Source organism: Arthrobacter sp. NA-172, assembly GCF_043952055.1.
In the GTDB taxonomy this organism is placed as follows: Bacteria; Actinomycetota; Actinomycetes; order Actinomycetales; family Micrococcaceae; genus Arthrobacter.
Genome location: NZ_JBINOT010000001.1, coordinates 2,123,458 through 2,147,291, shown reverse-complemented (window position 1 = coordinate 2,147,291; position 23,834 = coordinate 2,123,458). Strand labels below are relative to the sequence as shown.

Here is a 23,834-nt window from a genome sequence, read left to right as displayed (position 1 = left end):
GGTAAATATCGCTTGAGGTAGGTATCGACTGATCCCGCACAGCTGCGGGACTCACGTTAGGAATTCACACATGGCAACAGCGTCCGTTGCGAAGCCGCGCACCAGCCTGCGCGTTGGTGTCCAAAAGTTCGGAACTTTCCTTTCGGGCATGATCATGCCCAACATCGGGGCCTTCATCGCATGGGGCATCATAACGGCCCTGTTCATCAAGACTGGCTGGCTGCCCGTCGCTGAACTCGGTGGCTTCGGCAACAATGCCGAGGGTGCGCCGAATATCGGTCTTGTGGGCCCCATGATCACCTATCTCCTTCCGCTCCTCATCGCCTACACCGGCGGCAGGAACGTATACGGTGCGCGCGGCGGCGTCGTCGGGGCGATCGGCACCATGGGTGTCATCGTTGGTGCCGGCATCCCGATGTTCATCGGTGCCATGATCATGGGTCCTCTCGGTGGGTGGACCATGAAGAAGATCGATGCCATCTGGGAAGGCAAGATCCGCCCCGGCTTCGAGATGCTGGTGAACAACTTCTCAGCGGGCATTTGGGGCGCCCTGCTAGCCATGCTCGGTTTCTTCGGTATCTCCCCAGTAGTCCAGGCCTTCAGTACGGCGGCCGGCAATTTCGTCCAGTTCCTGGTGCACAATGGGCTCCTGCCGCTGACCAGCATCTTCATCGAGCCCGCCAAGGTTCTCTTCCTCAACAATGCAATCAATCACGGCGTGCTGACTCCGCTGGGCATCCAGCAGTCGCTCGATCAGGGCAAGTCCATCTTGTTCCTGCTTGAGGCCAACCCCGGTCCGGGTGCAGGAATTCTTCTCGCCTACATGTTCTTTGGTCGTGGGGCAGCGAAGGCCTCGGCGCCGGGCGCTTTGATCATCCAGTTCCTTGGCGGGATCCACGAGATCTACTTCCCGTATGTCCTGATGCGCCCGCTGCTGATTCTCGGAGCTATCGCTGGAGGCATGACAGGCATCGCGACGCTTGCAGTCACCAACTCCGGCCTCGTGGCTCCGGCGGCACCGGGATCTATCTTTGCGGTGCTCGCCCAGACCTCCCGCGACAGCTATGTAGGCGTCATTTTGTCGGTCATCTTGGCGGCAACGGTATCGTTCCTCGTCTCCTCGTTGATTCTTCGGACCACGCATCACAGCGACGAAGGCGATCTTGGCGACGCAACCGCCAAGATGGAAGACATGAAGGGCAAGAAGAGCTCCGTTTCCTCCGCGCTCCTGGGCTCCGGTGGCGGTACCGCCGTCCTGACCCGGCCCATCCAGAACATCGTTTTCGCTTGCGACGCCGGTATGGGTTCCAGCGCCATGGGCGCCTCAGTGTTGCGGAACAAGATCAAGGCGGCCGGCTTCCCGGAGGTCAAGGTCACCAACTCGGCCATCGCCAACCTCAGCGACACCTACGACGTCGTGGTCACGCACCAGGACCTGACCGAGCGGGCCCGCCCGGCCACTTCGAGCGCCGTGCACGTCTCGGTGGACAACTTCATGAACAGTCCCCGTTACGAGGAGATTGTGGAACTGGTCAAGAGCAGCAACTCGGGCACCGGTTCTGACGGCTCTGCCGACGGCTCGCCGGCGGTAGCCGAGCCGGCCGGCGCGCACGCCGGAGCCCCGGCCGCCGCCGTCGAGGGCAAGGATGTCCTGCTCGCCGAAAGCGTGGTCCTGAACGGCACCGCTACGGACCGTGACTCGGCCATCGACGAGGCGGGCAAGCTCCTGCTGGACCGCGGCTCCGTGGACGTGGGCTACGTGCACGCGATGCATGAGCGCGAGGAATCCGTGTCCACCTACATGGGCAGCTTCCTGGCTATCCCGCACGGCACCAATGCTGCGAAGGACCACATCCTGCACTCCGGCGTATCGATTGTCCGCTATCCCGAGGGCATCGACTGGGGTGGCAAGCAGGTCAAGTTCGTCGTCGGCGTCGCCGGTATCAACAACGAGCATCTCCACATCCTCTCCTCCATTGCCAAGGTCTTCACGGACAAGGCACAGGTGGCCAAGCTTGAGCAGGCGACGTCGGTGGAAGAAGTGCTGGATCTGTTCGGAAAGGTCAATGCATAGTGAAGGCAGTCCATTTTGGGGCCGGAAACATCGGACGGGGCTTTGTTGGCCTGTTGCTGCACGAGGCTGGATATGAGGTGGTGTTCGCCGATGTCGCGGACGCCTTGATCAGCCAACTTGCAGCCGCATCCTCCTACGAGGTCCACGAAGTCGGCGAAAATGCGTCGGTCAAGACCGTCTCCGGTTTCCGGGCCCTGAATTCGGGCACCGAGGAGGCCGCCGTCGTTGATGAAATCGCGACGGCGGACCTCGTCACCACCGCTGTCGGGCCGCACATCCTCAAGTTCGTCGCGCCGGTGATTGCGCGGGGCATCGCCAACCGCTCGCCGTCGTTGGCCCCGCTCCAGGTCATGGCGTGCGAGAACGCGATTAACGCCACGGATCTCCTGCGGTCCGAAGTGGAGGCCGCGTGGGACGGCGCCGCGGGTCACCTTTCCTCCGCGGCCGTGTTTGCCAACACCGCCGTGGACCGGATCGTCCCCAACCAAGCTCCCGGCCAGGGTTTGGACGTCACCGTAGAGACCTTTTACGAATGGGTCATTGATCGCACTCCGTTCGCGGGAGAGGCGCCCGTGATCCCGGGAGCGACCTTCGTGGACGAGCTTGGCCCGTACATCGAACGGAAGCTGTTCACAGTCAATACCGGACACGCCTCGGCAGCGTACTTCGGCTTTGGTGCCGGCTTGGAGAAGATCTCCGACGCCATGGCCGATGCCTCCGTGGCTGCCCGGGTGCGGGCCGTGTTGGAAGAAACCAAACAGCTTCTCGTGGCCAAACATGGATTCGTTGAGGCTGAGCAGGAAGCCTATGTGCAGAAGATCCTGTCCCGCTTCACCAACCCGTACCTGCCGGACACGGTAAACCGGGTGGGCCGCGCTCCGCTCCGCAAGTTGGGCCGGCACGAACGGTTCATCGGCCCGGCCGCGGAACTTGCCGAGCGCGGAGTTACTCCCGTTGCCTTGCTCGACGCGATGTCGGCTGCCCTGCGTTTCGATGACGGAGCAGACGACGAAGCCGTGGAACTCGCCCGGATGCTCGCCGAAATGGATGCCGCCGACGCCGTCGAACGCATCACGGAACTGCCGCCGTCGCACCCGTTGTTCCCGCAGGTACTGAAGCTGATCGAAGACCGGAAGGCCGAGATCTAGGCTTCCCCTCTGCAACGCGGGGTCACTTAGCGCCCATCCCGGCCCCGAATATGGGCCGTAAGTGACCCCGCGTTGCAGTTTCTTGATATTTAGGTATCCTAACTGTTAGGATACCTAAATATGAACCCCAACCAAGCTGACGATGCGCTCCTCGCCCTCGCCCAGTCATTCCGCGAAGCTTTGCGGCAGAGCGTCTACGTGATGCGCCGCCTTGATTTGGAAGAGCAGCTCAGCTCGGCGCAGCTCGGCGTCCTCAAAATGGCGCTCGACGGCGGTGCCCGCGTCGGGGGGATCGCCCGGAACCTTGGGGTCAAGGTCCCTAGCGCCACCGAGCAGATCATCAAGCTTGACCGCGCCGGACTGGTCAAACGCGAAGCAGACCCGGACGACTCCCGCGCCGTCCGCGTCGCCGCGACCCTGGCCGGACGTACCGCCGTCGAGAACGCAGATCGCCGCCGCAACGAATTCATCGCCGGCCTCCTCGGAACGCTGAGCCAGGCGGAACGCGACGCCGTCGAAGCTGCCCTTCCGGTGTTCGACAAAATCAACCAATCAGTCCAGAACTGAACAAGTAAACCTGAACAACCCAAGAACTAGGAGAACAGTCCATGAAAGGCCAGCTCGCAGACCAACTGCAGCCAGCGGAAGAAACCCTCGAGGCCGAGAAAGCCTCGTTCCTCAAGCAGCCCAAGGCTGTGTGGGCCACGGCGATCGCTGCCGTCTTCGCCTTCATGGGCATCGGACTGGTGGATCCGATCCTGCCGGCCATTGCCAAGAACCTCCAGGCCAGCCCCAGCCAGGTGTCCTTGCTCTTCACAAGCTATTTCCTGGTGACCGCTGTGGCGATGCTCGTGACGGGGTTCGTCTCTTCGCGGATCGGCGGCAAGAAAACGCTCATGACCGGCCTGGCCCTGATCGTGGTGTTCGCCTCGTTGTCAGGCACGTCCGGAAGCGTGGGTGAACTGGTCGGATTCCGCGCCGGTTGGGGTCTCGGCAACGCACTCTTCGTGGCCACTGCCCTCGCCGTGATCGTCGGCGTCGCGAGCGGCGGAACCGGAACCGCGATCATTTTGTACGAAGCCGCGCTTGGCCTGGGCATTTCCCTCGGCCCTTTGCTCGGCGCACTCCTGGGTGGATGGCAGTGGCGTGCACCCTTCTTCGGCACCGCGGTCCTCATGGCTGTTTCCTTCATCGCTTTGATGGTGATGTTGCCCAAGACCGCCCTTCCCGCCAAGAAAGCCCGGCTGCGTGATCCGCTCCTCGCCCTCGGCCACAAGGGTCTCCGCACGACGGCGACCAGTGCCCTGTTCTACAACTACGGCTTCTTCACCATCCTGGCCTTCACGCCTTTCATCCTGGGGATGGATGCCTACGGTATCGGTACCGTGTTCTTCGGCTGGGGCGTTGCCGTGGCTGTCTTCTCGGTCTTCGTAGCGCCGGTGCTGCAGCGTCGCTTCGGCACCACCAATGTTCTGGTTGGCACCCTAGGTGCCCTCATGCTGGACCTTGCCGGGCTGGGACTTGCCGCGGGGCACTCGGTGACTGCCGTCGTCGTACTGGTCATTGTGGCCGGCGCCCTACTGGGCATCAACAACACGCTCTACACCGAACTGGCCATGGAAGTTTCCGACTCACCGCGTCCCGTGGCCTCGTCCGGCTACAACTTTGTGCGTTGGATGGGCGGGGCGCTGGCTCCGTTCGTCGCAGCCCAGCTGGGCGAGCACTTCGGTCCTCAGGTACCGTTCTTCGCTGCGGCGCTTGCCTTGGCTGTCGCGATCCTCGTGGCCGTGGGCGGCCGCCGCTTCCTGAAGTCGCACGAACCGCACCTCGTGTAGCCCCGAGGGTGGCGGTGGGGATTACTTGGGTGCGCGAAGCCCACGCTACTCGGGTGGAACGGCGAGCTCGGCGGGCTTCGAGCCCTTCGGGACGAACAGGGTCTCGGCCTGCTCGAGGGACATGCCGTTTGTCTCGGGAACCTTGAACATGACGAAGAAGAACGACGACGCGGCGAACAGTGCGTACATGCCGTAAGTCAGCGGGAGCGAACCCGCCGCCATGACGGGGAAGCTGAGTGTAATGGCGAAGTTGGCGATCCACTGGGCCGCGGCGGCCAGTCCCAGGGCGCGGGCGCGGATGCGTGAGGGGAAGATTTCGCCCAGCAGCACCCACACCAGGGGCCCCCACGAGGCGCCGAAGCTGACCACGAACACGTTGGCGGCAACGAGGGCCACCGGACCCCAAGCACCGGTCAAGGTCACTGCTGAACCGCTACCGGTGGCGGAAGCGAAGGCCAGCGCCATGGCTCCCAGGGACACCGCCATTCCGATGGAGCCAGCCAGGAGGATGGGCCGGCGGCCGATGCGGTCCACCAGGGCGATGGCCACCAGGGTAACCAGAATGTTGGTGATGGAGGTTACGACGGAGATGGCCAGAGAGTCTTGCTCCTGGAATCCGACTGCCTTCCACAGAGTGGTGGAGTAGTAGAAGATCACGTTGATGCCGACGAATTGCTGCAGCACGGACAGGATAATGCCAATCCACACCACGGGTTGGAGGCCAAAGGCTTTGCCCCGCAAGGAGCCCTTCTTGGTGGAGAGCTTGTCCTCCTGGATGGAGTCGCGGATGTCGCGGATGTGGCGTTCGGTATCGTCGCCGGGCATCAGGTTGTCGAAGATCATTCGCGCGTCGTCTTCCTTGCCGTTGAGGACCAGGAAGTGCGGGGATTCCGGCAGGCGGAAGGCGATCACGCCGTAGACCGCGGCGGGCACGGCGCAGGCAATGAACATCCAGCGCCACGCTTCAATACCCAACCACAGTGCGTGGTGGGCGCTCCCAGCGGAAGTCGCGAGCACGGCGTCGGACAACAAGGCCGCGAAAATACCTGTAGTGATGGCGAGTTGCTGCAGCGATGCGAGCCGTCCGCGGATCTGGCGAGGCGAAATTTCCGAGATGTAGGCGGGCGCGATCACCGAAGCAAGGCCGATCCCCAAGCCGCCCACCAACCGCCAGAAAACCAGGTCCCAGATGCTGAAAGCCAAGCCAGTGCCGATGGAACTCACCAGGAAGAGGGCGGCTCCAAGCTTCATGGCGGGGATGCGGCCGAAGCGGTCGGCCACTTTCCCCGCGAGGTAGGCTCCAGCCGCGCAACCGAGCAATGCGACCGCTACCGCGAAGCCCGTGATGGCTTCGCTCAGCATGAATTCGTCCTTCATCGCGTCGACGGCGCCGTTGACCACGGATGAATCAAACCCAAAGAGGAACCCGCCTACGGCGCCCGCAACGGCGAGTCCAATGACCTTGCGGGGGACGCCGGAATGGCGATCGGAGCTGGAATCGGGCATGGCTCTCCCTTGAGGAAACGTAATGGACTGTGCGGCGCGGTCATCGTCGGCAGCTGATCCGACGGGGACGCCGGTGCACTCAAGCTACACAGTTTGGCACGCTGCCAGCGTGACTTCCAGTCAACGCGGCCACCCGCACCGGACGTGTCACGCCGCGCAGACTTTCGCGCCGCCGTCGGACGCTTTCCCGGGTTGGCGCTGGAAACGACAACGGCAGGCAGTCCAAAAGACTGCCTGCCGTGACGTGGTCGAAGAGATGGAACCTAGTGCGCGGAAACGGATTCCTTCGCTGCGGTCTTCGGATCCGTGAGTTTCTTGTTCGGCAAAGCGAAAGTGATGAGGAACGCGAGGCCCGTAAGCGCCGCGGCGATCAGCATCACGGTGTCGATCGACTGCGCGAAGCCTTCAAGGATGGGCCGTGTGAGCGCAGGGTTGGCGTGGTGCAGCCAGCTGGTGTCGTTCAACGAATCGTTCGTGGCGCCGTTCTTGAAGAAGGCGTACAGCTTGGCGTTGGCGGGATCCGCGGCAACCGCAGGATCCTTGAGCACCTTGAGGTAATCCGCGCTGCCCATCGCGTCCTTCATGCCCGAGGCGATCTTGTCGGCGGCCAGGCTGAAGAGCAACGAGATGAACACTGCGGTTCCCACGGCTCCGCCCATGGAACGGAAGAACGCCGCGGTGGACGTGCCCACACCCATGTCCTTCGACGGCACGGAGACCTGCATGGCCAAAGTGAGGGGCTGCATGCAGAAGCCGAGGCCCATGCCGAAGAATACGGCGATCAGGCCGGGAACCCAGAGTCCGGTGTCCACGCCGAGGGTCAGGCCCATGACGACGGCGGCCGCGGTCAGGATGCCCGTACCGAGGATCGGGAAGATCCGGAAGACGCCCGACGACGAGATGGTGCGTCCCGCCGAAATGGAACCGAAGAGGATGCCCACCGTGAAGGTGATCATCATGAGGCCCGCCTCGGTGGGGGTGAGGCCCTTGACCAGCTGGAGGTACATCGGGAGCATCGCGATGGCCCCGAACATGCCGATACCGATGATGAAGTTCAGCAGGGAAGACAAACCGAAGGTCATGTTCCTGAAGAGCCGCAGGGGGATCAGGGCGTAGTCGCCGGCGCGCCGCTCAACCAACAGGAACGCGATGATGCCGATGACGCCAAGCCCGTAGCAGATCCACGAGTTGCCGGAGGTCCAGCCCCAGCTGCGGCCTTGTTCGGCCACGAGCAACAGCGGGACGATTGCCAGCGTAATGGCTGCTGCGCCCCAGTAGTCGATCTTCTGCTTGACGTGCTTCGCGGGCAGGTGCAGGTAGAAGAACACCACAGCCAGTGCAGCCAGGCCTATGGGCAGGTTGATGAAGAAGACCCAGCGCCAGCCGTCGAAGCCAAGGATGTTGGCCGAGCCTGCGAAAGCACCGCCGACCACGGGGCCGAGGACCGAGGAAACGCCAAAGACAGACATGAAGTAGCCCTGGTACTTGGCACGGTCCTTCAGGGCAACGATGTCGCCGATGATGGTCAGCGCGAGGGCCAGCAGACCGCCGGCGCCCATACCCTGGATGCCGCGGGCGATGGCGAGCTCGGTCATGGAATGCACGGAACCGGCGTACAGGGAGCCGGCGAGGAAGATCAGGATCGCTGCCAGGTACAGCGGGCGGCGCCCGAAGATGTCGCTGAGCTTGCCGTAGAGCGGGGTGGTCACCGTGGAGGTGATGAGGTAGGCCGTGGTGGCCCACGCCTGCAGGGACAGGCCATCGAGGTCGTTGGCGATGGTGTAAATGGACGTGGACACGATGGTCTGGTCCAAGGAGGACAGGAACATGCCGAGCATGAGGCCCACCATGACAGTGAGCGTCTGACGGTGTGTCAGGACCTCTCCGGCGGCCCGCACAGGCGTGGCGTTGGACATTGCTTCTCCAAAGGTGGATGAAAAGGGGGGATTAAGCAGGATAGTTGCTTTCAGTAACTATCCTAATCGCTCCTGTATTCCCTGTTTACCCGAATGAAGAAAAATTTGTCACCGCTCGACCAGAATCCCGTCAGGATCGCAGTAGATAAGGTTGCCCGGTTCGATATGCACGCCTTCGATCACCAAGGGGATGTCCACTTCGCCACGGCCCACTTTGGAGCTTTTCTTGGGGTTGCTCCCGAGGGCCTTGACGCCCAAAGGCAGCTTCGCGATCGCCACCCGATCGCGAATGGCTCCGTTGATCACGACGCCGGCCCAGCCGTTCGCGACGGCGCTCTCGGCGATCATGTCCCCCATCAGAGCGGTACGCAGTGAGCCATAGCCGTCCACCACCAGCACGGCACCTTCGCCGGGAGTAGCCAGGACGGCCTTCACGAGGGCATTGTCCTCAAAGCATTTGATGGTGCGTACGGGGCCGTTGAAGTGCGAGGCGCCGCCGAGGTCCTGGAACTGCAGTGAGATGGACTCGACATCTTCGGCACGCTCGTCGTAAAGATCGGCGGTGTTGATGGGCGTTGCTGGCTTGTTCATCGTTGATCCTCCTCGCTCCGTTGAAGTTACCCTAACCCGTCCGGACTCGCCTTAGCGGGGCCGGCCGCAGTTATCCACATATGCGCTTCTATGACATCCGAGCGAGCCCCCCCGCAGCGCTACGCTGAATCCACACGTACAGAAGCGAGGGGAGCGCGGTCATGAACTTGTCCGATCTGCCCGGTTCGGTGCCTAAAAGAGGTTCAGTGCCTAAGAGACCGGTGACGGATCCTGCTCACGATCCTGCCCACGGTCATGGCCAAACAGGGGGCCCGACGACGGCGCTCGCGGAGCCCGTGGAGCGCGTCCGCTCGCTGTGGGTCACCGGAGTGGTGCTCGTCAATGTGGGCATCAACGCTGCGTTCTTCGGCCCCATCCAAGTATTGCTCGGGCAGCAGGCCATCCACTTTGACGAAGGCCACAAGGAGGCCATCCTTGCGCTTGTCACGGGATGTGGCGCGGCGGTGTCCTTGGTGTCGAACCCCCTCTTCGGTGCGTTCAGTGACCGCACCACGTCCCGGTTCGGGCGGCGCATACCTTGGGTTCTCTTCGGCGCCGGTCCATGGGCGCCGCAGCTTTGGTGGCTCTGGCAGGCGCGCCCAACGTCGCGGTCATGACCGTCCTGTGGTGCCTGGTTCAGGCAGGATGCAACGGTGCGTATGCGGCCGTGACGGCGGCCATCCCGGACCGGGTCCCGGTGCCCCAGCGTGGCACTGTCGGTGGGCTTGCGGCCATGGGCCAGACCGTGGGCATTCTCGCCGGTGCCGTGATCGCGTCAGCCGTTTCGGGGAACTTCGCCCTCGGTTACGTCGTGTGCGCCGCAGCGCTGCTTGCCGGCGTCGTACTCTACTTTTTCAAGAATGATGATGTCCCCCTCCCGAAGGAGGGCAGGCCACCGTTCAAGCTGTGGACTTTCGTCAAGGGATTCTGGATCTCGCCGGTCAAGTATCCGGACTTCGCGTGGGCCTGGTTGACCCGCCTGCTGGTCAACATCGGCAACCACATGGTCACGTTGTACCTGCTGTTCTTCCTCCAGGACGCGGTCCACGTTGAAGCGACCCAGGGCATCAAGCCAGAGTTCGGTGTCCTCATCCTTACCGGCCTCTATGCCGTCATGGTGATTGTCACGAGTGTTGTTGGTGGTGCCATCAGTGACCGCATGGGCAAACGCAAGCCGTTGGTGATTACGTCCTCCGTGGTGATTGCGGTAGCCAGCCTGATCCTTGGCTTCGTTCCTCCACTGGTCTGGGGCAATTGCGGGCGCGATGGTCCTGGGCGTCGGCTTCGGTGCTTACCTTGCGGTCGACTTTGCCCTCATCACCCAGGTGCTGCCGACTGCGTTGGACCGGGGAAGGGACCTTGGCATCATCAACGTGGCCAACTCCTTGCCGCAGGTAATCGCCCCGTCCATCGCCTTTCCGATTGTGGCGTTCTGGGGCGGCTACGTCTCCTTGTATGTGGCAGCAGCTGTCATTGGGTTACTAGGAGCTGTATTCGTAGTGAAGATCAAAAGCGTCACGTAGGGCGGGAGCCCGCTCTCAGGGAACTGACAACTTGCTGCCGTATCATTGTCAGGACCGCGTAGCCTTTTTGCGCCCGCGGTAACTCCCAGAACGAAGCCCAACCAACAGAACGCCGGAAATGTCCGAACCGAACTCCTTGGAACCGTATTCGCTGGATCTGGCCGCGGGGTTGCCCCAGATGGCGGCTGCTCCCACCACGCCGAGACAGCAACTACGCTACGCCCGGATATTGAAGACTGCCGCAGGATTCGCCCAGCGGCAGTTCGATACCGTGAGCCTTTCGGACGTATCCACCAGGGCCCACGTTCCGCTGGGCACGCTGTACCGCTACTTCCCGTCCACGGTCCACCTGATGCTCGCGGTTTACCGGCAGCAGCTCCGCGAACTTAATGACGCCAAGCCGGCCTCTTCGAGATCCAGCCAGCAGGAAGTCATCGGACTCGGGATGGAGATCTTCCACATGCGGGTCATGCAGCCCGCCGTCGAGCACTGCCTGTCCCGTACTTGGGATACCCGCGACGGTGACATCCCCACGCTTTTGCGTGATATCGAAGTGCTCTCCGCCGGGATAGTTGCGGCTGCGATCGGCGACGCCGGCAGGGCGAAGATCCTGCTGCACGTGGTGAGTGGTCTGGTCCACTCCGTCAACTGCCGCAGGCTCTCACTTTTCGACGCCGAGAAGGACCTCAAGAACGCTTTCAGGTTGATCGCGGAAGCGTAGTTATTCCGGAACTCGCCGTAATTGGTCTAGACCACTACGAGCAAAAGTATGTGTTTATGGCCAGATGTATCTAGTCTTCCTATCAAGCCCCTGTCTACGAAGGCAGGACCCAAGCGGCTAGCAGCCCATATCCGCAGGAGTTTCACAGCTCGGACCAGCCACCCATGGTTCGTACCGAAACCTCGATACCTGCCCGAATTGTGCCGTGAGTACGCGGCTAGCCTGAGGAGACAACGACGTGTCCGTCGAAACCATCACCCCTGAACAGAACCTGACCGCCCTGGCGCTGAGCGAAGAGGAAATCTTCACTGCCCACGAAGGTGGCAAGCTTTCCGTCTCCAGTACCGTGCCGCTCTTGAACAAGCGTGACCTTTCCATTGCCTACACCCCCGGGGTCGCCGAGGTGAGCCGTGCGATTCACGCCAACCCGGAACTTGCCCGTACTCACACATGGGCCGAGCGCCTGGTGGTTGTTGTCAGTGATGGCACCGCGGTGCTCGGTCTCGGTGACATCGGACCCAGCGCTTCCCTCCCAGTCATGGAGGGGAAGTCCGCACTCTTCAAGGCTTTCGGCGATCTCGACTCCATCCCCTTGGTCCTCAACACCACCAACGTGGACGAAATCATCGAGACCCTGGTCCGGCTGCGGCCGAGCTTCGGCGCCGTGAACCTCGAGGACATCTCGGCGCCGCGATGCTTCGAACTCGAAGAGCGGCTCATCGAAGCCCTCGACTGCCCCGTCATGCACGATGACCAGCACGGCACCGCCGTCGTGGTTCTTGCCGCCCTGACGAACGCTGCCAAGGTGACCGGCCGTGAACTCTCCGGGCTTCGCGTCGTGGTCTCCGGTGCAGGTGCGGCGGGAATCGCCGTCTCCGAGATCCTGCTGACCGCGGGTGTCAACGACGTCGTCTTGCTGGATTCGAAGGGCATCATCAACGCCGAGCGCGCCGATCTCGTTGCCGATTCGGGCAGCGTCAAAGCCCGTTTCGCGCAGCGGACCAACCCTCGCGCCCTTTCCGGTGGACCGGCCGAAGCCCTCCACGGCGCCGACGTGTTCATCGGCGTTTCATCGTCCAAGCTTGCTGAAGAACACTTGAAGCTCATGAATCAAGGTTCGATCGTGTTCGCGCTGTCCAACCCGGATCCCGAAGTCTTGCCGGAAGTTGCCGTCAAGTACGCCGCCGTCGTGGCCACCGGTCGTAGCGACTTCCCGAACCAGATCAACAACGTCCTTGCCTTCCCGGGTATTTTCCGCGGAGCCTTGGATGCGGGCGCGCGCCGGATCACACCGGCCATGAAGATCGCCGCGGCCCGCGCCATCGCCGCGCTGGCAGATGAAAACCTTTCCGCTGAGTACATCGTGCCCAGCCCGCTGGATCCCCGCGTTGCCCCCGCGGTGACCGCGGCGGTCGCTGCCGCGGCTGAGTAACTTCGGACCCCAAGCAATAGCCGACGACGGCGACGCCCCCGTGCTGGGGAGCGTCGCCGTCGTTTCTGGCTCCGAGGATGAATCCGCTGGCTTCCGGGTGGAGATCGGACGCTGGTGGGCAGAATCGGCGTTGTCGCCTCCATGGCCGTGGATAGGGTGGCTGACATGGAACAGACACTGAAAGTTGTACGGCATTGGGGCGCCCCCGCGGCGGCCGTCATTTTCTTCGCCCTGTGGTGCGTGGCCGAGGCAGGAAGGGTCGGGACGTGGTGGCTCAGCTATTGGCCCGGAACCTGGATGATCGTCCTAATTGCCTTGGCCATTGGAGTGGCGGCGTGGAAGCCGTATGTGTCACTGGGGTTTACGGCCATCCTCTTGCTCGGTCAATTGACCCATGTCCTCCCTCCGCCTCGGGACGATCATTGGGCAATCTACATCGGTTCATTCATTGGGCTGGCCTTCATACTGTGGACCGGATCCGGCAGGCAACGAGTCATTGCCGTAGCATCCAATGTTGCATTCGCTGCCGGCATGACTGTTTTGATCGTGTCGTGGCGATACGGCTGGGGCGTTGGTTGGTTCCCGCGAATGCCCTTCGGGGACCGCTTCAATTTCAGCTACTTCGGCTGGCAGCTCTTCTCAGTCCTGATTTTGATCGCCGCGGGCTGCTCCGCAGTCGGTATTGCCTTGGCGCTGTACGAGGACCGAGGCAAGCTATTCCAGTCCAAGGTCCTCGCCCAGGCAAGCCTCAAGGAAACCGAGGTTGAACTTGTCGTGGAGCAGGAACGAACGAGGATAGCCCGCGACCTCCACGACGTTTTGGCCCACTCGCTCGCGGTCATCGCTGCGCAGGCGGATGGCACGCGCTACTTGAGCCAGGACCAACCCAAAGCAGTTCTTGATGCCTTGGAAAATATCGCAGTCTCCGCCCGTCGCGCCCTGGTGGACGCCCAACGGGTCATTGAAGGAGTCCGCGACGACGGTCTGGTGGCCCCGCAGCCCCGGCTCACCGACGTCGGGCCTCTCGTTGAGCGGATGCGTCAAGGCAGCCTCAAGGTCCAGCAGAGCGAGACGGGTGCGCCGGTTGAGCTGGGCGCGGGCCAGCAACTCGCGGTCTTCCGGATTGTGCAGGAATGCCTCACGAACGCGCTCAAACACGGCGGACGCGGCACGGCCGTACGCCTCCACTTCGACTGGAGCGGCCCGGGGCTGACCATGCACGTTGCGTCGGAATTGCCGGCGTCCGTTTCAATTGGGGGGACGGACGACGGCGGCACGGCCGAGCGGGTGGGGCGCGGCATCCCCGGAATGCGGGAGCGTGCACACCTCGCCGGAGGTTGGCTCAGCTCCGGGCCAGACGGTGAGCAATTCCGCGTGACGGTCTTCATCCCGTACGGCTCGCGTTCGGTTCCGCGCCCCGTTGACGGCGCATCGGAACAGGGCGCGGAAACCGGAGCGGAAACGGACCAGGAGAACGCACCGTTCCGCCCGGAACCCCGGCCAGAGCCGGCGCTGGCCCTCGAAGGCTCGTCGCCGTCGTCGGGCACTAAGGTGGAAACCATTGAGCGGGAAAGCGTAAAACGTGGCTGAATCGCACATTACGGTGGCCCTGGTGGACGACCAGCCGCTGTTCCGCTCAGGCATCCGCATGCTAGTGCAGAGCCAAGCAGACATGGACATGGCATGGGAGGCCGACGACGGCGAGCAGGCCGTGGCGCTCGCGGCCAAGCAGCGGCCGGATGTCATGTTGATGGACCTTCGGATGCCCGTGTTGGACGGCGTTGCGGCCACGCGGCGCATCACGGAAGAAGCCGATGCCGCGGGAGTGGACAAGCCCAAGATCATTGCCTTGACGACGTTCAACAGGGACCAAGCCGTGGTTGAGGCAGTACAGGCGGGCGCCAGCGGATACCTGCTCAAGAGTGCGGAACCCGAATTCCTGCTGGCCGCCATCCGGACCGTGTATTCCGGATACTCGGTGATCGCGCCCGGCTCGGTCCACGAACTCTTCCAGCACGCAGCCAGGACAGTGCCGGTGGCTGGACCGGATCTGGCGGTGATGGACGAACTCTCGCCCCGCGAGCGGGATGTGTTCCTCCTCGCGGCCAAAGGCTTGGTAACGCAGAAATGGCGGAGAGCCTTTTTGTCTCCGAGGCGACGGTGAAAACCCACTTGCGCAGCGTGCTCGGCAAGCTCGGACTGCGCACCAGGCTTCAACTCGTGGCATTTGCCTACGAGCACAGGCTCCTCGGCTGACGCACAAACCCCGGACGCAAAGGCGGCGGCCGCCCCCAAAAGGGGCGGTCGCCGTCGTGCAACTGCAAGGTGGTGCTGCAGAGTCAGGGTGCGCTACATGGCGCGGCCCTTCATCTCCTCTCTTGCGTCCCGCCCAAGCCAGAGGCCCAGGCCAACCATGGCAACGCCAAGAACCAGGTGCAGCCAGTTGTCCGCAGAGTTCATCGGCACGAAGTCGGCGCTCATATTCGAGCTGGTGATCAGGCCGTAGATCCAGAGGACAAGGTAGATTGCGCCGCCGCCAATGAGGTAACCGCGCGCCATCCTGCCGGTCCTGGCCAGGTAAAGACCTGCCGCACCGAACAGCAAATGGACGATGTTATGAAGGACGGATACTTGGAATATTCCAAGAAGCATGGCGCCCGAGTCATGTCCTGCGAAGGTCATGGCGCCGTAATTGCTGGTGATGCCCGGGATAAATCCCAGGACGCCAACAGCCAGGAAAACCCAGCCCAAACCTAGTGCTGTGTTGTGCAGCGTCAGCCCCATCACATGGTGGTGCTGCGCGGGGTGTGAAGCAGTGGTCATAGCTCCTCCCGATCACGATTTTTCTCGGCCCCTCAAATGGAGGGCCGCATCGCGGCAAGGAGTCGGAACCCTGCCGACGAGGATATCTTACTCCCGAAAACCCCGGAAATAGAGGGGAGAGGCTGGGTCAAGCGCAGCTAGCATGGTTCTGTGATGCCCAATTCTGCGACGCTTTATCCTGCGATGGCAGGGCAACTGTGAGTGAGCCATCGGCTCCAGGAGTCCGCGGTGCGATTTTTGCCGATACCAGGGACATCACACCGTTCCGGAATGGACATGTCCGCACCTCGGTGAGCGGCCTGGCCGATGGCCTGAATGATGCGATCGCTGGTGTCCTGAAGGGAAAGGCCGCCGGCCGGATCGACGTCGCGGGGGACGTTCCCAAGCTCAAGCGCCTGGCCGGCAAGACCGCGAAGTCGGTCTACGACGCCATCTTCACCAGCACGGAGCCGGACAGCCTCATCGGCGTGGCCCGCACCTACCCAGGCTGGGCTGGCCTGTGTTACGTGATTGCAGGGCTGCTTGCGTACAAGCACGGTGGATACCTGCGGGCGTCGGAGCTGCTGCAGCGGGGGTTGTCCATACGGATCGACGACGCTGCCAGCCAGTTCTCGGGCAGTTACCTTGGCCGGGTGGTCACCCGGGTTGAGGTTGCCGAGCGGATTGACGTTCCGATTCTGTTCAGCGAGGAATCCGTGTTCCTGGCCCTCTCGCACTGCTTTCGTGAGACAGGCCAGACGGAAGAGGCCCTCGACGTATTGGCCAGCCTGCCGCCGTCGTTGCCCACCGCGTTGGCCCGCTGTACCGTAGCGGCGTCACTCGAGCGGCATGCCGACGTCATCACCTGGACGGAAGGGCTCCGCAACGCGGACGACCTCTCGGCGGCGCTGCTGCTGATACGGGCGCAGTCGCTCAGGGCGTTCGGGGAGCGGGTGGCGGCTCAAGCCACGCTCGGGGAGGTGCTCCGGAGGAAGAAGACAAGCCTCGCCCTGCGCAATGATGCGCTTACGGACAGGGCGTTGTTAATGCTCGACGTCGGGCGAAGGACGCTCAGCCCCCGTCCATCCATTCCCGGCGCCATCACCCGCAAACGGCGTGGCGGGAGGCAGCGATCCGAGCTGGAGACCGTCGACGGGATCCGCAAGGACGTCGAGGTGCGCCGGCTGTGGAACAAGGACTTCGGCGAGCCAGGCGACTAGCAAGCCCCTCGGCTCAAGAGGGGAACGCCAGAGCGATCCTGCGTGGCCTGAGCGTCACCTGAGGAGCGGCAGCAGCTGCTCAGCCAGCAGAACGGTACCAAGTCCAACCATGATGATCCCGCTGCCGAGCGTTACCACCCGTGCGGCGGAAGGCCTGGACTGGAGTAGCTTTCGCGAGGTTAGAGCCACCGCTGTGTAGATGATCGCAACGAACACCACGAACGTCAGGCCCAGTACACCCGACTGCACCGGAACCGGCAAAGACGCTTCCGGGCTCACGAACTGGGGCACCAGTGCCAGGAAGAACAACAGTCCCTTGGGATTGATGCCGCTGGTGCCGATTCCCTGCAGGAAGGTTCGCAACTGGTTCCGGGACTGCCCGACGGCGTCTTCCGCACTGAAGCTCGCGCCCCGCCACGAGCGCATGGTGCTGACGCCAAGCCAGAGCAAATAGGCTGCTCCCGCGATCGTTAGCCAGCCGAGAAGTCCCGGAACGCCCGTCAAAAGGGCTGCGAGTCCGGCCACCAAGAGGGCCGTGTGGAGCACATATCCGCTGCACAGGCCGGCTACGGCGGGGATGAAGCTGCGCTGCCGCAGGCCTGCAGCGATCGAATACGCCCAGTCGACCCCCGGGGTGCACGCCAAAGTGACGGAGACAATGACGAAGGCGAGGAAAAGGTGGGGATTCATGGTTGCTCCTGGCTGGTGTTTACACCATGAACCCTATGGAAAATCAGCCCATAAGTGTTCCCATATTTAGCCCGCCTTGCCGAGGAATCGGTAAGATAATTGCGTGATTGATGGAATTGATAGAACTATTTTGCGCTACCTCAAAGAGGATGGCCGAATGACTGCCACGGCGCTCGCCGCCAAGGTGGGATTGACGGTGGCTCCGTGTCACCGGCGGCTGCGGGATCTGGAGGCTTCCGGGGTGATACGAGGGTATAGGGCGGACATCGATCCAGCCGCCATTGGCCTGGGTTTCGAGGCGATCGTCTTTGTCACCCTGCGCCAGGCCGATCGCACCACCATGTCGGAATTCGAAGACCGGGTGGCACTCATACCCAACATTGTCGAAGCGCAGCGGCTCTTCGGTTCTCCGGACTATCTCCTGCGGGTGATCGCCGCGGATCTCCCTGCCTACCAGCGCTTTTACGACGACCAGCTTTCGGCTCTCCCCGCCGTCGAGCGCCTCAATTCAACTTTGGTGATGAAGAACCTGAAATCGAACGCCGGGCCGCCGGTGTAGGCACACTGGTGCTCCGCGCGGAAGCGGCCGTGGTCCGCTAGCGAGGCCTGTAGACGTCGGCGCGGTGGTCCACCCTGAGAACTTCGACCACAATCTTGCCCTCATCGATCGCGTACAGAACCCGGTAGGGCCCTCGCCTGGCTGAATGGTAGCCAGCAAGTTCGCGCTCCAGGGGCTTGCCGACCCGCTGGGGGTTCCGGGCGAGGTCTCCGTAGACAAACTCGACGATCGCTGGGACGATCCGGGGTGGAATGCGCTGCATGTCCCGGCGGGCGCCTGGCGAAAAGACGACCTCATATGCCACCCGTTTTAGTTCCGACGCTTCGGGACGCCGAACTCGGCCCGGATCTGCTCTTCGGAGATGCCGCGGCCCTCGGACACTTCCTTCCTACCCTCGGCCAGCTCTTCGCGCACGTTCGGCTGCGAAAGCCAGAAAAGAGTCTCCTGCAAGGACTCCCATTCATCGGTGCCGATGATGACCGCGGCAGGGACCCCGTTCTTGGTGATGACCACCTGCTCATGCGTCACCGAGGCGGCATCAACGAGTTCGGACAACCTGGCCTTCACTGTGGAGAGGGGTAGAGTTTGCATATAGACAGTTTAGGTCTTAATTATGGTCATGGGAAGGTCTGAATAAATCTAGACTCTTCACGTCTCCAGCAACCCTGTGGTCCGGTACGGAATCACCTCACGGAGGAACATGCTGGTGGACGTGCGCACGATTCCCGGACACAGCCGGATCTCCTCGGAAACGCGGTAGAGATCGTCTGGGCTTGTGGCGACCACGCGGATGATGAGGTCGGTGTCCCCGGCGGGTGCATGGCATTCAAGCACCTCGGGGATCTCGCGCAGGGCCGCGATGGCCTCGTTCAGCCGGCTCTGGTCCAGTTCCGCGCTCACTGCCGCGGCGACGCCCCTGCCCAGCGCGGAGGGCAGCACACGGCTGCTGTTGGGACGCAGGGCGCCCGACGCCGTCATCCGCTCCAGGCGCGACTGGACCGTTCCGCGGGCCAAGCCCAAGCGCTGGGCGAGGACCATGATGGGCACCCGGGGGTCGTCGTCGAGCGCGGCAAGGATCCGCTTGTCCGTCGAGTCCAATTCCTGCACAGCTACCGCTTTCTCCCCGCACCCTGCCGAACCAATTACGGCAAAGTGACCATCCATTGTCTCCCTCTTGCCAAAGAATTAGTCAAACTGATCAATAGCAAAAGCATCCGTTGCGCCAACTGCATCGTCTCTGTTGAAATTGTGGCAACAAAGGGAATGGCTACCGCCGGACCCCGCAGGCTACGGACCCCCGGCACACCACCCGGCCACCGAAACACAGTCCCGCAAGGACGCAGCCGCTGATCGACTCTTGTTCACGCATTGTCCTTCCGCACTCCGCCGGCCCAATGCCGGCACCACCGCAAGAGCCCCTGAGCCACCGAACGCGTTCCGGTAGCTGAGGGGCTCTTGTGTTGCGCGAACGGTGCTGCCGGCCCGTCGTGCCGCACCACCCGGGCGCCCGGCAGGCAAGGACGCATAGTCTTGTGCCATGACTTCCGCTGGCCGCTTCGCTCCGAGCCCCTCCGGCGAGCTTCATGTGGGAAATTTGCGCACCGCCATGCTCGCGTGGCTCTTCGCGCGTTCCACCGGCCGCGATTTCCTGCTGCGCGTTGAAGATCTGGACCGTGCCCGCGCCGGCGCTGAGGAAGTGCAGCTCCGCGACCTGAAGGCAGTCGGCGTGACTTGGGACGGCGACATCGTACGCCAGACAGGCCGCGCCAGGCTGTACAACGCGGCCATCGACCGGCTCACCGACGCCGGGCTGACTTACGAATGTTTCTGCACGCGGCGAGAGATCCAAGAGGCGCCGTCCGCTCCGCATGCTCCGCAAGGTGCCTACCCGGGGACGTGCAGGAACCTTTCGACGGCGGAGCTCGAGATCCGCAGGGCGTCGCGCCCGGCCGCCGTCCGGCTCCGCTCCGAAACACATGAATGGACTGTGGAGGACAAGTTGCACGGTAGCTACAAAGGCGTGGTGGATGACTTTGTGCTCCGTCGAAACGACGGCGTCACGGCCTACAACTTGGCCGTGGTGGTGGATGACGCCGAGCAAGGCGTAGACCAAGTGGTGCGAGGTGACGACCTCCTGTCCTCCACACCCCGCCAGGCCTACCCTGGCCCATTTACTGGGTCTGCCTGTGCCGCAGTACGCGCACGTTCCGCTCGTCCTGAACCCCGACGGCGCCCGGCTAGCTAAGCGCGACGGTGCCGTGACGCTGGGCGATCTTGCCGCCGTCGGGATGTCCGCCGGGGCGGTGCGGGACGTGATCCTGGAATCGATAGGGTTGCCAGTAGGACCGCTCGGTGGCGCCTTGGACAGTTTTCATCCGGACCGCCTGCCGCGCAGTCCGTGGATCTGGAATGGCCATGGACAATCGACCCTCCGGAAAGAGGCCTAAGTGCTCGCCTATGTGCTGACCCGTTACGGCGGCGCCGACGCAATGGAGCTGCAGGACGTCCCGAAGCCGATCGCCGGCCCCGGGGAGGTCCTCATCAGAGTGTTTGCCGCGGGGCTCAACCCCGTGGACTACAAACAACGCGAAGGGGCTGTGCGGGTGATCACCAGGGCCCGGCTGCCGCTGGTGGCTGGCAGCGAGTTGGCCGGAATCGTCGAGGCGGTTGGCCCCGGCGTCACGAGTTTTGCGACGGGAGACCGGGTGTTCGCCCGCGTGGACAAGACCCGGCTGGGAGCATTTGCCGAGCACGCGGCCGTCCATGAGGAGCTTGTGGCGCTCATGCCCAGAACGCTCAGCTACGGCGAGGCCGCGAGCCTTCCCCTTGCGGGCCTCACCGCATTGCAGGCGCTGCGTGATGAACTCAAAATCAAACCCGGCACGAAATTATTCATCTCTGGCGGCGCGGGCGGCGTGGGAACCGTTGCCATCCAACTGGCCAAATACTTTGGCGCGGAGGTGACCACCACTGCGTCTCCCCGCGGAGAAGCGCTGGTGCGGCGGCTCGGCGCGGACGCCGTCGTCGACTACACGAAGGAAAACCTGGCCGAAGTCCTCAGCGGCTTTGATGCCGCCCTGGATCTCGTCGGCGGCGAGACCTTGGAGCAGACCCTCAAGATCCTCAAACCCGGCTCGAAAGTGGTCAGCGTTGCCGGCATGCCCGAACCGCAAACGGCCTTGAAGGACCTTGCCGCCCCGGCGTGGATGACCGCGCTGTTCTGGGTAGTCAGCCTTGGGATCCGCGGGCGCGCCAGGGATGCGAAGGTCCGCTACCGCTACTTGTTCATGCACCCGAGCGGCGAGGATCTGGGATTCCTGGCAAGCCTGGTGTCTGAAGGTCGGCTGAAGCCCGTGGTGGACAGCAGCTACCCTCTCGAGAAGATTGCCGACGCCTTTGCGGCAGTGGAGCAGGGACGTGCCAAGGGCAAGATCGTGGTGACCATGGACACTCGCGGCTAGGCTGTCCGGGTGGACGCACAGAAAATTGCCCCTGGATTCGAACCCGTCGCCGAACTCTTAGGCCGATTCCTTGGCGAGGACCCGGAATATTCAGCCCAGCTCGCGGCCTATCACCGTGGCGTCAAAGTGTTGGATATCAGCGGTGGACCGCACCGCCGCCCGGATTCGGTGACCGGCGTTTTCTCCTGTTCCAAGGGCGTGGCCGGCTTGGTCATCGCACTGTTGGTCCAGGAGGGCCTGCTGGACCTCGAGGCCGAGGTGGTCAAGTACTGGCCTGAATTCGGTGCCGAAGGAAAAGCCGCCATCACCGTGGCCCAACTCCTCTCGCACCAAGCAGGACTTCCTGGGAATTGAAGGCGGCCTTGCCTTGGCGGAATACAACAACTCCGAACTGGCCGCCGCCAAACTCGCGCAGATGCGGCCGCTCTGGAAGCCCGGGACCGCTTTCGGATACCACGCCCTGACCATCGGCGTCTTCATGGAAGAGCTGTGCCGGCGGATCACCGGTTCCACGCTCCAGGAAATCTACGAGCAGCGGATCCGCTCGGTCACGGGCGCCCATTTCTTCCTTGGTCTGCCTGATTCCGAGGATTCGCGCTATGCCACCCTCCGGTGGGCCGCAGATCCCTCCGCCCCGTGGACTGACCCAGCCAGCCACTTTGGTCTCGCGGTCAACTCGCAAGTGGGCGACATCCTGGAGCTGCCCAACATCCGGGAGGTCCGCGCCGCCGGACTGAGTTCCGCCGCCGGAGTTGCCAGCGCCGAGGGCATGGCCCGCGTCTATGCTGCGGCACTCACCGGGCTGGCCGCCGACGGCGACCGTCCCGCCGTCGCGCCCCTCCTCAGTGAAGAGACCATCCAGACGGTCACGGCCGAGCAAGTCTTCGGCATCGACCGCGTGTTCGGCGAGACGAGCTGCTTCGGCACGGTGTTCATGAAATCGCACGCACGCTCGCCCTACGGCAGCTACCGGGCATTCGGGCACGACGGCGCCAGCGCATCTTTGGGGTTCGCGGACCCTGTGCATGAACTCGCTTTCGGGTACGTGCCGAGCCAGGCTGAGCCAGGCGGAGCAGGCTGCCGCAACCTCGAGCTGAGCGCCGCGGTGCGGAAGGCAGTCACCGAACTGGCTCAGTAGGATGAATGCATGACCGAACCGAGATTCACCGTTGAAACAGCCATGGTCCTCGCAGAGGTGGCGCACAACCGCCAGAAGGACAAGCTGAAGCGGCCGTATCGCGAGCACGTGCTGGCGGTAGGGGATGCGCTCGCAGATTTCGACGACGACATCAGAATCGCCGGGTACCTGCACGACATTGCCGAGGACACCCCTATCACCAAGCAAGCACTGCTTGATATGGGCGTTTCCGAGCGGGCCGTGGGCATCATCGAGCGGGTAACGCGCCGTTTCCAGGATGACCCGGACGACTATGCTGCCGGCATTGAGTACATCGCACAGGATCACGACGCCACTCTGGTCAAGATCGCGGACAATGCCCACAATTCATTGCCTGAGCGGGTGCGGGCGCTCGCCGAAAAGTGGCCCGACAAAGCGCCCACCACGCGCTACGCGGAAGCACGGGAAGTGCTCTACAAGGCCGTTTTGCCCGGAGAGATCCACTTGATCCTGCAGCGGATCAACCCGGATCTGCTGCCTGAATTGGATCGCTTGGCGGACTAGCGCTGTCGCGCCCCGCGCCGGGTTTCGTCGCACCCCGCCGCGTTTCGCCCGCCTATGGTTTCGTCGGATCATCCCGCGTCGGCTGGGTTGCGGTGGCTTCGGTGAGGATCCGCTCGTGGATCTGGCGGGTGAGCTCGTGAATCGTCCGCGTGAGAGTGGTATTTTCCTCCAGCAGCTGCTCCTGGGTGGTGTAGTCATGATCGGCCTTCACCTGTTGGAAAGCCGCTTGGCGGTTCTGGCCGATCATGACAAAGGTGGAGAGGAAGATCGCTTCGAGCGAGACGATCAGCGTCAACGTCGGCCATGGGCTCGGCTCGAATACGAGCATCCATACGGCGAAAAGCAGCACATGCAAGTAGACGAAGTTCATCGATCCGGCGAAGGCCGTGATCGCATCTGCGACTCGAAGCTGAATGCTTGCGGCCCGGCGTTCGGCCTCCGCCAGGACCGATGGATGCAGCTTGGTCGGCTCACTTTGGGAGAGCAATCGCGATGGTCTCAAGTAGGAGGGTGGATGCGGAGAAGTGCCTGGGGTGGATGTCGGTGGGGTCCGGACCTCTTGTGTCATGCGCTCAATCCCTTGGCTCGCGGCAAGTCCATCTCGCCTCTGAGAGCGAGCCTAGCGCCGCCAATCGCGTGAACCTAGGACCGAACCATGACTTCGCCCGGGATCCG

General features: G+C 63.1%; 22 protein-coding genes and 3 pseudogenes. 16 read left to right on the top strand and 9 right to left on the bottom strand.

What is annotated here, in order from left to right; translation table 11 throughout:
- Positions 1–70 precede the first annotated feature (70 nt).
- From ACF0H6_RS10615 to ACF0H6_RS10600, 4 genes are all read left to right on the top strand, one after another.
- Complete coding sequence (locus tag ACF0H6_RS10615; protein ID WP_395249564.1) at positions 71–2,074, top strand: PTS mannitol transporter subunit IICBA; 2,004 nt, start codon at positions 71–73, stop codon at positions 2,072–2,074.
- Entirely contained in the window at positions 2,074–3,222 is a 1,149-nt protein-coding gene (locus tag ACF0H6_RS10610; protein ID WP_395249563.1) for a mannitol-1-phosphate 5-dehydrogenase, read from the top strand. The genes ACF0H6_RS10615 and ACF0H6_RS10610 overlap by 1 nt, the downstream gene beginning before the upstream one ends.
- 120 nt (positions 3,223–3,342) lie before the next feature.
- Entirely contained in the window at positions 3,343–3,789 is a 447-nt protein-coding gene (locus tag ACF0H6_RS10605) for a MarR family winged helix-turn-helix transcriptional regulator (RefSeq protein WP_395249562.1), read from the top strand.
- 41 nt (positions 3,790–3,830) lie between these two features.
- Positions 3,831–5,057, top strand: coding sequence for an MFS transporter (locus ACF0H6_RS10600; protein WP_395249561.1), 1,227 nt, complete (start codon positions 3,831–3,833; stop codon positions 5,055–5,057).
- A 45-nt stretch (positions 5,058–5,102) separates the two neighbouring features.
- On the opposite strand, the gene ACF0H6_RS10595 is transcribed toward ACF0H6_RS10600, so the two are convergent.
- The 3 genes from ACF0H6_RS10595 to rraA form a co-directional block, all read right to left on the bottom strand.
- Positions 5,103–6,563 carry a sugar porter family MFS transporter gene (locus ACF0H6_RS10595; RefSeq protein ID WP_395249560.1) on the bottom strand — a complete coding sequence of 487 codons (1,461 nt, stop codon included), beginning with the start codon at positions 6,561–6,563 and terminating at the stop codon, positions 5,103–5,105.
- Between the two features lie 263 nt (positions 6,564–6,826).
- The gene (locus ACF0H6_RS10590; protein WP_395249559.1) at positions 6,827–8,479 is read right to left on the bottom strand and encodes an MDR family MFS transporter; all 1,653 of its coding nucleotides are present in this window, start codon (positions 8,477–8,479) and stop codon (positions 6,827–6,829) included.
- 108 nt (positions 8,480–8,587) lie between these two features.
- Positions 8,588–9,070 (bottom strand): ribonuclease E activity regulator RraA, encoded by a 483-nt coding sequence (gene rraA / locus ACF0H6_RS10585; protein WP_395249558.1) that lies wholly within the window; start codon positions 9,068–9,070, stop codon positions 8,588–8,590.
- 161 nt (positions 9,071–9,231) lie between these two features.
- Between rraA and ACF0H6_RS10580 the strand changes: the two are divergent.
- From ACF0H6_RS10580 to ACF0H6_RS10560, 5 genes and pseudogenes are all read left to right on the top strand, one after another.
- Positions 9,232–10,593 (top strand): annotated as a pseudogene (locus tag ACF0H6_RS10580) (MFS transporter).
- Between the two features lie 118 nt (positions 10,594–10,711).
- Positions 10,712–11,314: a TetR/AcrR family transcriptional regulator gene (locus tag ACF0H6_RS10575; RefSeq protein ID WP_395249557.1), complete on the top strand. Its 603-nt coding sequence runs from the start codon at positions 10,712–10,714 to the stop codon at positions 11,312–11,314.
- 238 nt (positions 11,315–11,552) lie between these two features.
- Positions 11,553–12,746: an NADP-dependent malic enzyme gene (locus tag ACF0H6_RS10570; protein WP_395249556.1), complete on the top strand. Its 1,194-nt coding sequence runs from the start codon at positions 11,553–11,555 to the stop codon at positions 12,744–12,746.
- Positions 12,747–12,911: 165 nt separating this feature from the next.
- Positions 12,912–14,336 (top strand): histidine kinase, encoded by a 1,425-nt coding sequence (locus ACF0H6_RS10565; RefSeq protein ID WP_395249555.1) that lies wholly within the window; start codon positions 12,912–12,914, stop codon positions 14,334–14,336.
- Positions 14,337–14,394: 58 nt separating this feature from the next.
- Positions 14,395–15,002: pseudogene (locus ACF0H6_RS10560) on the top strand (response regulator).
- Between the two features lie 93 nt (positions 15,003–15,095).
- Here the strand turns inward: ACF0H6_RS10560 and ACF0H6_RS10555 are convergent.
- Entirely contained in the window at positions 15,096–15,569 is a 474-nt protein-coding gene (locus ACF0H6_RS10555) for a DUF4383 domain-containing protein (protein WP_395249554.1), read from the bottom strand.
- A gap of 197 nt (positions 15,570–15,766) precedes the next feature.
- Between ACF0H6_RS10555 and ACF0H6_RS10550 the strand changes: the two genes are divergently transcribed.
- On the top strand, positions 15,767–16,768 hold the full coding sequence (locus ACF0H6_RS10550) for a hypothetical protein (RefSeq protein WP_395249553.1): 1,002 nt from the start codon (positions 15,767–15,769) through the stop codon (positions 16,766–16,768).
- A 54-nt stretch (positions 16,769–16,822) separates the two neighbouring features.
- Here ACF0H6_RS10550 and ACF0H6_RS10545 read toward each other — a convergent pair whose 3' ends face one another.
- Complete coding sequence (locus tag ACF0H6_RS10545; RefSeq protein WP_395249552.1) at positions 16,823–17,458, bottom strand: LysE family translocator; 636 nt, start codon at positions 17,456–17,458, stop codon at positions 16,823–16,825.
- A gap of 103 nt (positions 17,459–17,561) precedes the next feature.
- Here ACF0H6_RS10545 and ACF0H6_RS10540 point away from each other — a divergent pair, with 103 nt between their 5' ends.
- On the top strand, positions 17,562–18,017 hold the full coding sequence (locus ACF0H6_RS10540) for an Lrp/AsnC family transcriptional regulator (RefSeq protein WP_395249551.1): 456 nt from the start codon (positions 17,562–17,564) through the stop codon (positions 18,015–18,017).
- 37 nt (positions 18,018–18,054) lie between these two features.
- Here ACF0H6_RS10540 and ACF0H6_RS10535 read toward each other — a convergent pair whose 3' ends face one another.
- The 3 genes from ACF0H6_RS10535 to ACF0H6_RS10525 are packed head-to-tail and all read right to left on the bottom strand — an operon-like array spanning position 18,055 to position 19,124.
- Complete coding sequence (locus ACF0H6_RS10535) at positions 18,055–18,321, bottom strand: type II toxin-antitoxin system RelE/ParE family toxin (RefSeq protein ID WP_395249550.1); 267 nt, start codon at positions 18,319–18,321, stop codon at positions 18,055–18,057.
- Between the two features lie 5 nt (positions 18,322–18,326).
- The gene (locus ACF0H6_RS10530) at positions 18,327–18,608 is read right to left on the bottom strand and encodes a type II toxin-antitoxin system Phd/YefM family antitoxin (protein ID WP_395249549.1); all 282 of its coding nucleotides are present in this window, start codon (positions 18,606–18,608) and stop codon (positions 18,327–18,329) included.
- Between the two features lie 57 nt (positions 18,609–18,665).
- Complete coding sequence (locus tag ACF0H6_RS10525) at positions 18,666–19,124, bottom strand: Lrp/AsnC family transcriptional regulator (protein ID WP_395249548.1); 459 nt, start codon at positions 19,122–19,124, stop codon at positions 18,666–18,668.
- A gap of 430 nt (positions 19,125–19,554) precedes the next feature.
- Between ACF0H6_RS10525 and gluQRS the strand changes: the two are divergent.
- From gluQRS to ACF0H6_RS10500, 5 genes and pseudogenes are all read left to right on the top strand, one after another.
- Positions 19,555–20,464 (top strand): annotated as a pseudogene (gluQRS, locus tag ACF0H6_RS10520) (tRNA glutamyl-Q(34) synthetase GluQRS).
- Complete coding sequence (locus ACF0H6_RS10515) at positions 20,465–21,478, top strand: NADP-dependent oxidoreductase (RefSeq protein WP_395249547.1); 1,014 nt, start codon at positions 20,465–20,467, stop codon at positions 21,476–21,478.
- Between the two features lie 9 nt (positions 21,479–21,487).
- Positions 21,488–21,832, top strand: a complete 345-nt coding sequence (locus tag ACF0H6_RS10510) for a serine hydrolase domain-containing protein (RefSeq protein WP_395249546.1) — start codon at positions 21,488–21,490, stop codon at positions 21,830–21,832.
- Between the two features lie 13 nt (positions 21,833–21,845).
- Positions 21,846–22,616, top strand: a complete 771-nt coding sequence (locus ACF0H6_RS10505) for a serine hydrolase domain-containing protein (protein ID WP_395249545.1) — start codon at positions 21,846–21,848, stop codon at positions 22,614–22,616.
- 9 nt (positions 22,617–22,625) lie between these two features.
- On the top strand, positions 22,626–23,159 hold the full coding sequence (locus ACF0H6_RS10500; protein WP_395249544.1) for a phosphohydrolase: 534 nt from the start codon (positions 22,626–22,628) through the stop codon (positions 23,157–23,159).
- Between the two features lie 52 nt (positions 23,160–23,211).
- On the opposite strand, the gene ACF0H6_RS10495 is transcribed toward ACF0H6_RS10500, so the two are convergent.
- Positions 23,212–23,646: a DUF1003 domain-containing protein gene (locus ACF0H6_RS10495; RefSeq protein ID WP_395249543.1), complete on the bottom strand. Its 435-nt coding sequence runs from the start codon at positions 23,644–23,646 to the stop codon at positions 23,212–23,214.
- Between the last annotated feature and the right edge of the window lie 188 nt (positions 23,647–23,834).

What these genes read in the sequence shown, in the direction of transcription:
- ACF0H6_RS10615 (WP_395249564.1), top strand. Translation starts at nt 71, where the DNA reads ATGGCAACAGCGTCCGTTGCGAAGCCGCGCACCAGCCTGCGCGTTGGT.
- ACF0H6_RS10605 (WP_395249562.1), top strand. Translation starts at nt 3,343, where the DNA reads ATGAACCCCAACCAAGCTGACGATGCGCTCCTCGCCCTCGCCCAGTCA.
- ACF0H6_RS10600 (WP_395249561.1), top strand. Translation starts at nt 3,831, where the DNA reads ATGAAAGGCCAGCTCGCAGACCAACTGCAGCCAGCGGAAGAAACCCTC.
- ACF0H6_RS10595 (WP_395249560.1), bottom strand. Translation starts at nt 6,563, where the DNA reads ATGCCCGATTCCAGCTCCGATCGCCATTCCGGCGTCCCCCGCAAGGTC.
- ACF0H6_RS10590 (WP_395249559.1), bottom strand. Translation starts at nt 8,479, where the DNA reads ATGTCCAACGCCACGCCTGTGCGGGCCGCCGGAGAGGTCCTGACACAC.
- rraA (WP_395249558.1), bottom strand. Translation starts at nt 9,070, where the DNA reads ATGAACAAGCCAGCAACGCCCATCAACACCGCCGATCTTTACGACGAG.
- ACF0H6_RS10575 (WP_395249557.1), top strand. Translation starts at nt 10,712, where the DNA reads ATGTCCGAACCGAACTCCTTGGAACCGTATTCGCTGGATCTGGCCGCG.
- ACF0H6_RS10565 (WP_395249555.1), top strand. Translation starts at nt 12,912, where the DNA reads ATGGAACAGACACTGAAAGTTGTACGGCATTGGGGCGCCCCCGCGGCG.
- ACF0H6_RS10555 (WP_395249554.1), bottom strand. Translation starts at nt 15,569, where the DNA reads ATGACCACTGCTTCACACCCCGCGCAGCACCACCATGTGATGGGGCTG.
- ACF0H6_RS10545 (WP_395249552.1), bottom strand. Translation starts at nt 17,458, where the DNA reads ATGAATCCCCACCTTTTCCTCGCCTTCGTCATTGTCTCCGTCACTTTG.
- ACF0H6_RS10530 (WP_395249549.1), bottom strand. Translation starts at nt 18,608, where the DNA reads ATGCAAACTCTACCCCTCTCCACAGTGAAGGCCAGGTTGTCCGAACTC.
- ACF0H6_RS10500 (WP_395249544.1), top strand. Translation starts at nt 22,626, where the DNA reads ATGACCGAACCGAGATTCACCGTTGAAACAGCCATGGTCCTCGCAGAG.